This window comes from Psittacicella hinzii (assembly GCF_003585885.1).
Taxonomy (GTDB): domain Bacteria; phylum Pseudomonadota; class Gammaproteobacteria; order Enterobacterales; family Psittacicellaceae; genus Psittacicella.
Map to the genome: position 1 here is coordinate 1 of NZ_NRHC01000148.1, position 1,715 is coordinate 1,715.

General features: G+C 39.8%; 1 protein-coding gene. It reads left to right on the top strand.

Translation table 11 applies throughout. The annotated features are described in order from the left end of the window. A partial coding sequence (locus CKF54_RS08210; RefSeq protein ID WP_222987605.1) for a hypothetical protein occupies positions 1–1,715 on the top strand: 1,715 nt, incomplete at both ends.

Consider the following 1,715-nt stretch of genomic DNA (forward strand, 5'->3'; position numbering starts at 1 on the left):
CATTTGGGGTACAGCTCATACAGAGCAAGGTGAAAGTGCTGAACCTGTAAGCGAAGAAGCTTCAACCCCGAATTCAGAGCAAACAGCTCAACAGCAAGATGACAAACAGTCATCTACTGATAGTCAACCTCAAGAAGAAAATCAGCCTAAACAAGAGGAAGACAAAAAACAAACTACTAATGAAGAAGCTGGAAATTCTTCGGAAGAAACTAAAGCTGAAGCAGGATCTTCATCAGGTACTGAAACAGACACAGAAGTTGATGCTAAAACTGGAGCTGGAGAAGCTGAACCAGTTGCAACAGAACCTGCAAAACCATCAGAGACTACAGAATCTGAATCTGCAACAGCAGAGCAATCTGGCTCTGAATCAGAAAGCAAAGCAGAAGATAGTTCTGCAAACAAGACAGAAGAAAATTCTGCACAAAATGAAGAAGAAACATCTAAAGGTACAGTAAGTTCTGGAGAATCTCCAGAGGAAGATGTATCTAACGATACATCTTCAAATAGTGAGTCTACTGATAACGGTAATACGGATGCTTCTTCAGAACCTAGTTCTGGCTCTACAACTACTGATGAACAAAACTCATCTAATAGTGATAACTCTACTGCAGGAGATGCTAATGGTGGAGAAAGCGCTACAGAAGATTCTAGTGGGGGAGAAAACACTGCCGGTGAATCTACTTCAGTGGGTGCAGAAGACTCAACGAGTGTAGAAAATACTCCTAGCGCTGGCACTACAACTGAGGCTCAAGCTTCAGAAGATGATAAAACTTCAGAAGATGGAAAAACACCTGAAGGCACTGAAGTTTCAGGATCTTTAACTACTGATAGTCAAACCTCTGCTACAGAAACAACAGTAAAAGAAGAAGCACCTAGCAAAGAAGCTAATAACCAAAAAGCTGATGGGCAAGAAGCTGAAACTGCAAAACAGGAAAGTAAACCTGAAGGACAGGAAAGTGAACCAGCAAATCAGGATACAACTCCTACTGTTGAAGTAAAAGATCCAGAAGAAGTAACAGTACCTGTAGTTGAAGAACAAACCTTTGTTAGCCAAACTGGTTTAGTAGGAACTCCTCCAGCTGATACTGCTTTTAAAGGTCAAGGAAAAGGACAAGAGTACTTTAAAGGAATTTCAGCGGTTACGACTGATACTGGAGTTTATAAAGCTCCAGATGTAAGTGACTCATGGAATTTAAGTGCGTTAGCTACTTCGTTTAATCTTCCAGTTGGACATAAAGCTCTTCCTTGGTTAAATGCTTTAGGTGGTCATCGTACTTTTGCAGGGCAAGCATACATCTCGCAAAAAGGAGATGGGATAACTCCATTAACAGACGAATCTAAAGGCAAATTAACAGGGAAAAATGTTAATGTAATGTCGTTAGATGCGGGCTTTATTAAAAAAGACATAGTTGTACCAGAAAGTCAGTACCGCATGTATAACTATGAGTTCGGTGAGTTTAAAGAATCTAGTCAGGTTAGTTTATGGGATTTGAATAATTTTGGTAACCACGGAGCGCGTGTAATCAATATTATTGGAGCGCCTAGAGGTGATGGTACGCATTATGGTTTAGCTCCTGAAGCAAGATTACACCTCTTTGATATCACAGCTTACAGCTTATACAATCTTTTAGAAAATGTTTTTCTTTCTTTTAACCAAAAAGTAGAAAATCTTTCTGAAGTACTGTACCTTGGTGCTAATAGGGATTCCCGAAAAT